At 37.9% G+C, this 6,651-nt stretch carries 5 protein-coding genes; all 5 read right to left on the bottom strand.

Translation table 11 applies throughout. From position 1 onward, the window contains the following. Positions 1-483: 483 nt before the first annotated feature. The 5 genes from Q1A47_RS12475 to walK all read right to left on the bottom strand — a co-directional run bounded on the left by Q1A47_RS12475 (position 484) and on the right by walK (position 6,645). Positions 484-1,695, bottom strand: a complete 1,212-nt coding sequence (locus Q1A47_RS12475; protein WP_166530714.1) for a S1C family serine protease — start codon at positions 1,693-1,695, stop codon at positions 484-486. Between the two features lie 81 nt (positions 1,696-1,776). Further along, the gene (locus tag Q1A47_RS12470; protein ID WP_026680492.1) at positions 1,777-2,562 is read right to left on the bottom strand and encodes an MBL fold metallo-hydrolase; all 786 of its coding nucleotides are present in this window, start codon (positions 2,560-2,562) and stop codon (positions 1,777-1,779) included. Continuing rightward, positions 2,559-3,500 (bottom strand): two-component system regulatory protein YycI, encoded by a 942-nt coding sequence (yycI, locus tag Q1A47_RS12465; RefSeq protein ID WP_121604197.1) that lies wholly within the window; start codon positions 3,498-3,500, stop codon positions 2,559-2,561. Before yycI ends, Q1A47_RS12470 begins: the two co-directional genes overlap by 4 nt. Positions 3,501-3,502: 2 nt before the next feature. Next, entirely contained in the window at positions 3,503-4,813 is a 1,311-nt protein-coding gene (gene yycH / locus Q1A47_RS12460; RefSeq protein ID WP_026680490.1) for a YycH family regulatory protein, read from the bottom strand. Then, on the bottom strand, positions 4,810-6,645 hold the full coding sequence (gene walK, locus Q1A47_RS12455) for a cell wall metabolism sensor histidine kinase WalK (protein WP_166530713.1): 1,836 nt from the start codon (positions 6,643-6,645) through the stop codon (positions 4,810-4,812). The genes yycH and walK overlap by 4 nt, the downstream gene beginning before the upstream one ends. Positions 6,646-6,651 lie beyond the last annotated feature (6 nt).

Raw genomic sequence — 6,651 nt, 5'->3', positions numbered from 1 at the left:
TAGCGGAGACTAATTACGTAGACTCCTGCGGGATTAGCACGAGCCGAAAATCCACTTTGCAACGTGTTCTTCTTTGCCAAGTTAGTTGAAGCCGTGCCCGCGGAAAGCGAAGTAATTCGTCGGAGCATTGCCAATATACATCAAACATTTCAAAAATCGCTTAACGCAGTCATTGCACTGATTTTATACTTTCTTAACTTACCAAAAAAGCTGTCGAGAAGTTCTCGACAGCCTATAGGGCTAGGTGAAGCCAAACTGTTCATCAAAATGTTAATAGCCTTCGAAATCCGTGCGGCTTTGTTTAATTCTACATGCTTTGTTCTATTTACGGAAGTATGTTTCCACAGCGCTGTACAAACACTATCCTCTGTATAATTTCACATAGAACCTGCTATGCAAGCTTTTTTTCCAGTTCTTGTGCCATCTTCAAGGAGAGCATTTAACGGATTCTTTCATTATCCACAGCCCTTTGGCTTTGACCACTTATTTTTGGGTACCCAATTTAATCGTTGTTTCTTTGCGCTTCCCATCACGGTAATAAACAACGGAAACGTCATCGCCAACCTCTTTTTCTTGATATAAAATTTTACGTAAATCAATCATGTTCATAACCTGTTTACCATCTAATTCAGTTATTACATCTAATCGTTTCAATCCTGCCTGATCAGCTGGTGATAATGGTTCTACACTCCACACATACACACCGCCTTCGATCTCATTCGGCAGATTAAGCGTATTATTCCATTCAGATTGCGGCACCTCATCTAATGAGTAGATTTCAACACCTAAATAAGGTCTCGTTACTTCACCTTTACTTTCTAGCTCAGTAATAATTGGCATTGCCGAATCAATCGGAATGGCAAATCCTAATCCTTCCACGGCTGTTTCATTAATCTTCATGGAATTAATACCAATTAACTGACCCTTAATGTTAATTAATGCACCACCACTATTACCAGGATTAATCGCAGCGTCTGTCTGAATAACTTCAGCTTGCCAATCTGCGCGTCCATCTTGGTTGAAATCCTGTGGTATTGTTCGCTCCGTCCCACTAATTACACCTTGAGTTACAGAACTAGAAAACATGAGTCCTAGTGGATTTCCAATGGCAATGGCTGGCTCTCCTACCTTCACACTACCAGATGAGCCTAATTCAATAACCTTATCTACCTGTTCTCCATCCATTCGTAACACGGCTAAGTCTGAAAACAAATCACTGCCGATTAACTCTGCCTCAATATGTGTTTCATCAAATAATACAACTTCTATGGTATCCGCACCCTCAACGACATGATGATTTGTCACCACAAAAGCTGTGCCATCCTCATTTTTATAAATGACACCAGAGCCTTCTCCAGCTTGATTATCACTTTCCTGTTGCTGCCAAAAATCATTTTGCCGTTGAATATTAATTACACCAACAACTGCCGGGGTGACTTGATTCACCACATCGGTTATCTGTGTAGATACATCAACATTCAGCGTTTGCGTTGGTACATTGGGATCTGTATTACCAGATTCTGTATGCAGCTGACTTTCTTCCGTTATGGAGATAATTCCCGAATCAACTAATGCGGGTAATGCCATTGTCACTAGCAGTACTCCGATAATTACGCCTAATAATACAGGTACAAGCCAATTTTTCTTTCTCTTTCGATATGGATTTGGTGGATAGTGCTCATCATAATAACCCATTTACCTACCCCCTTACGATCAACAGTTTAAAACATTTCACACTTAGTTATTCCCATAATGATTAAAAAAATAAACAAAATGTTAAACAACCTCATAAAGTGGTGTTGGACTTTTATGATCTGTATCCAATAAATTTAAGGATATTCCTCTTTCTCGTAATACACTATCTACCGACATACGAGCAAGCTCTCGCATATTATTGTCAAGGCTCAAATGAGCTAAGTAAATACGTTGTGTATTATTTCCTATAATATCAGCTAAGGCGAGTCCACAATCCTCATTAGAAATATGTCCTGAATCGCCTAAAATACGCCGTTTTACATTCCAGGGATACCTTCCCATGCGCAGCATACCTACGTCATGGTTTGCTTCAAAAATGTAGGCGTCCGCATTTTCGACCGTCTTTTTTATTCGTTCTGATACATATCCCAAATCCGTCACAAGCGCAACTTTCTTTCCATGATGATGAAAAGTATAAAACATCGGTTCAGCAGCATCGTGTGAAACGCCAAATGACTCTACATCTAAGTCACCAAACGTCTTCACCTCTTCCATCCCAAAAAGAAACTTCTGTTCCGTTGCAATTTTTCCTATCGATCCTTCCATCGCTTTCCAAGTGTTTTGATTCGCATAGATTGGTAGATTATATTTACGAGCTATAATGCCAAGTCCTTTTATATGGTCACTATGCTCATGTGTTACTAATATGGCTGATAATTCTGCTGGGTCGATATTAATCTCTTGAAACAATCGATCCATCTGTTTTCCGCTTAATCCTGCATCTACTAGCAATTTTTCCTTTTCTGTTTCTATAAAAAAAGCGTTACCTGTACTTCCAGATGCTAGTACACTAAAACGTAGGGTCATTCCTGTTCACTCCGATTTTTATTATCATCTACTAATTGATTTAAGTAGTCAATAAAGCCTGTCTTCCACTCGACCTCATCGTTTATTTGTTTATACAACGGTAGGCTGTCGGTTATTGTTGAAGTAATAAAGCTCGTGTCATCACTAGGATAAATATAACTTTCAACTGCATTAAAGAAATAATTTCTAATGTTATCCTCTGCGTCCTTAATACTGACTAGATAGGTTGGTGCAAACACATGAGCTCCTGTATCTCGTTTGATTCTCGTATAATAACCATTCTCTATATTAACAATTTCATCATTCGAATATAATTTGTTTTCCTTATATAATTCATTAAACATCGTATTAACCTTAATTAAGGTCAACTTTTCCCCTTGTGGCTCTGCTTCACCGAGTAACGTCTGTGTGTAATACATCATTTCATTTGCATCATTTAAATACACAAGTAATAAACCATATTGATTGTAGTAGATAGGTCGGTTATTTTTATTTTGGAAAAAGATTAATACATTCGTGTCTTTATTCCAACCCCAATAGCTAAATTCATCGGAAAAAGCAACATAGCTTTTGACAAGCTGACTAATACTCGTTACACTTGCTTGCTTGGGAATCGAAACAGGCTCTTTGAACCTTGAAACAACCGTATAATTATTAATAATTTGTGGGTCCTGATTACTTAATCCAGCTATTCTCTCCATTTCAGTATCTGTCAGCTTTTTGGGTGATACCTTAATAACCGAATCCTCTGTAATATCCACCTCTTTATCACTAATTTTAATGCTTTCTGCGGCGAGCTTATCTTCGAGCGTCTGCTCCTGATAATTAAATTGCTCGGGATTCGCTCGATCTTGCTTATCGATAAATTGATATAGCAAATAAACATCGAGGATTAAGAAGCAAAGAATAAATAATGTTTTGATTTGATTCCACTGCATGCCTAATCCTCCTTCTTTTGAGGATTTAGTCGTTCCTCAAAATTAATTCTCTGCCAAGATCCATTTAACTTCATAAACCAGCTCGGCTCCAATTCAACGTAATCGTTTGGATCATTTTCCTTATAATTATATTGATAGCCTAATTGAATACCTTGAAGGTTTTTTATACCCTCACCAAGGCGATCTTCCAAATGAGAAATAACCGCTTCACCAGAGGGGATATCCCATTGCTCTTTTTCCAATTCATTTCTTATGCGCAGTAATGAGCGTTTATAGCTAAAAATTTCCTGTTCACGGAACTGCATTTCCATTAATGATAGGCCAAACTGGTTGTAAACAGGATAGCCATTATAATGCATTTGATAGGTGATACTATTTGTTGCTAGATCCGCGCTCATCAATTTGTAATCGCCTGTCCAGCCATTATGTTCATTGATTTCATCTACACTTTTCTCCAATAAATTCATAAACCCAAAATTCGATAGCACCTTAGGAATCGGATTGTAGTAATCCATTCTTCTACCGTTTTGCTCCACTCTTAACTCACTAATCCCATTTGAATAATTAGCTGAACTAAGCTCTGTATTCGATCTACTGACCGTATCCGGATTTTTAAATAATGTCTCTACTAATAAATTTGGTGATATTTTTTGAATGGTAAACAGATATTTATACTGATTTGTCGGTTTACTTGGAATATAAAAAGCTTGCTGTCCTTCACCAACTTGTAAGAACTCGGTTAACCCTTCCCGTGAAGCAATTAATTGCCTGAGATTCTCATAAATTACTGAGTCCGTGATCACTGCCTGTGCTGTTTTACTACCATTTAACGCCGGAATTTGTAATGTTATCGTAGATGCATCAGCATTCAATGTCATATACATACGCTGAAAAGACCAGGTTGGTAGCTTTTCCATACTTTCTGAATCTGTAAACGAGAAGAGTCTGTTGGCCAATTCAATCGGCAGCTCCTCTGGGAAAATCAATTCTATATCATAATCGGATAACTTCTGCTTCGCATTATAGATAGAAAAATCCGTTAAAATCCATGATTGCATTTCTTCAAAAAACCGTTGGTTTTCCTTGGGATCTTTATAGCCAAGATGCTGATTAGTCGCGTGAAAAATAACAGATTGAGGTGAAATCAAGCTGTTTGTTTTCACAGCTGACCCACCAATATCTATTCCTCCTACCGCAGGATTCTTATCTAACGGACTATACTCTTTCTGGTAGCTCCAAAGTCCAAATGTTAGTAATAAGCTTACGCCTATCAACAGGACTAATGCAAATGATTTAAATGTTTCTAGCTTCACGATGCACCCCTCCGCTTCTGATTCATAAGCGGCAGTGTAAAGAAGATCGTTGTCCCTTTACCTTCTTTGCTCTTTGCCCAAATTTGTCCATGATGCGCCTCCACAAGCTCTTTCGCAATTGCTAAGCCGAGTCCTGTACCACCAAGCTTCCTCGTCCTCGCTTTATCTGCACGGTAAAAGCGTTCGAATATTTTATCTAGTTTATCATAAGCAATACCTAGTCCCTGGTCATGGATGCTAATCAATAAATAATGACGTTTTTGTTCAGCTTTTAGCTTAATCGTACCACCTTCAGGAGAATATTTAATCGCATTTGAAATAATATTATCCAATACCTGTGTCATCTTATCCTTATCAATCCATACATGATAGCTTCCGTTTGGAATTTCTCGTTGTAATGCAATATGCTTCGGAATATGCATTTCAAATCGATCAATAATATGGTGGTAATAGCTAATAAAATCTGTTCGTTCCTTCTGCAATGGATACTCCTCTGCATCCATTTTTGAAAGCTGTAATAAATCATTAACCATACGAATCATTCGTTCCGTTTCATTTTGTGCCACACTTAGGAACTTAGGGGCTATTTCTTTATCCTGCCAAGCACCGTCCGTTAACGCCTCGATATAACTTTTCATCGTCGTTAAAGGTGTGCGCAGCTCATGTGATACATTGGAAACAAATTCTCTACGTTCCTGATCAATCTTTTCTTGCTCCGTAACATCACTAATCACCGTTATAAAGCCAGTTACTTCATCTTCATCATCAAACACTGTGGAAAAATTAGCGCGCACAATAAACGCTTGTTCCTCATCACTAAAATCAATAATCATCGAGCCACTATCCTGTAATTCTGTAACATCGACCATTTTTTCGTCCAGCTGCAGTACATCCAATAAATATTCTCCGATCATATCATCAGGGTTATACCCAATTAATCTTCCTGCAGCTTCATTTATAAGCGTAACGGAACCAGAATTGTCCGTAGCAATTACACCATCTGACATATTTGACAAAACCGAGCTAAGCTTTCTACGCTCCTCCTCAATGGTTGCATACGAATGCTTTAACCGGTTATTTAAATCATTAAATGTCTCTGAAAGATGACCAATTTCATCTCTTCCATATACATTTACTTTCTGTGTAAAGTCACCTGTTGCCATGTTTTGCGCCTGCCTACGCATTTCAATAATCGGTTTCGTAATGGTACGAGCCACTAATATCCCTATGAAGGCAGAAACCGTAATTGCTAATATCGAGCCACGAAGGAATATTTTACTAATATTGCTTAATTGATCATAGACGGATTCTAAAGACGCCTCTAAATAAATAACACCGACAACAATATCACTATCATCTTTATCTAAAATAGGCTGTGCTAGGATATAAAACCGATCATTTGCCTTTGCTCGTATATCAGGTTGAGGGGCATTACTTGTAAGTGCACCTTGCACATAACTATTGGTTGTCTTCTTTCCAATATCATCCTGTGTTGTATAGTCACTTGTAGCAATCACTCTACTTTGATTACTAATCACCTGTAGACTTGTAATATCATCTGCTTGAACCTCTGAAACAATACTTTGAATTTCCTCATTTAATGTTGGTTCATCAGGATTGTCCTCATCACGCTCACGTGCAAAAGCCTGAGCTAAATTATGACTTAACAGCTCCACTCGATCCATAATCGATCCTTTAAAGCTCTCTACTAAGCTCTCCTCTAATTTCACTGTAAAAAATGAGCCGATAACCTGAATAGCTACCAGCAATAAAAGAATATAAATAATAATAAATTTTAATTGAATAGAACGGAAAAAGCCGACTTTTCTCATGAATAA

This window comes from uncultured Virgibacillus sp. (genome assembly GCF_947495635.1).
Lineage (GTDB): Bacteria > Bacillota > Bacilli > Bacillales > Amphibacillaceae > Virgibacillus > Virgibacillus salarius.
The sequence above is the reverse complement of the archived record's forward strand: the minus strand, read 5'-3'. Positions and strand labels throughout refer to the sequence as shown.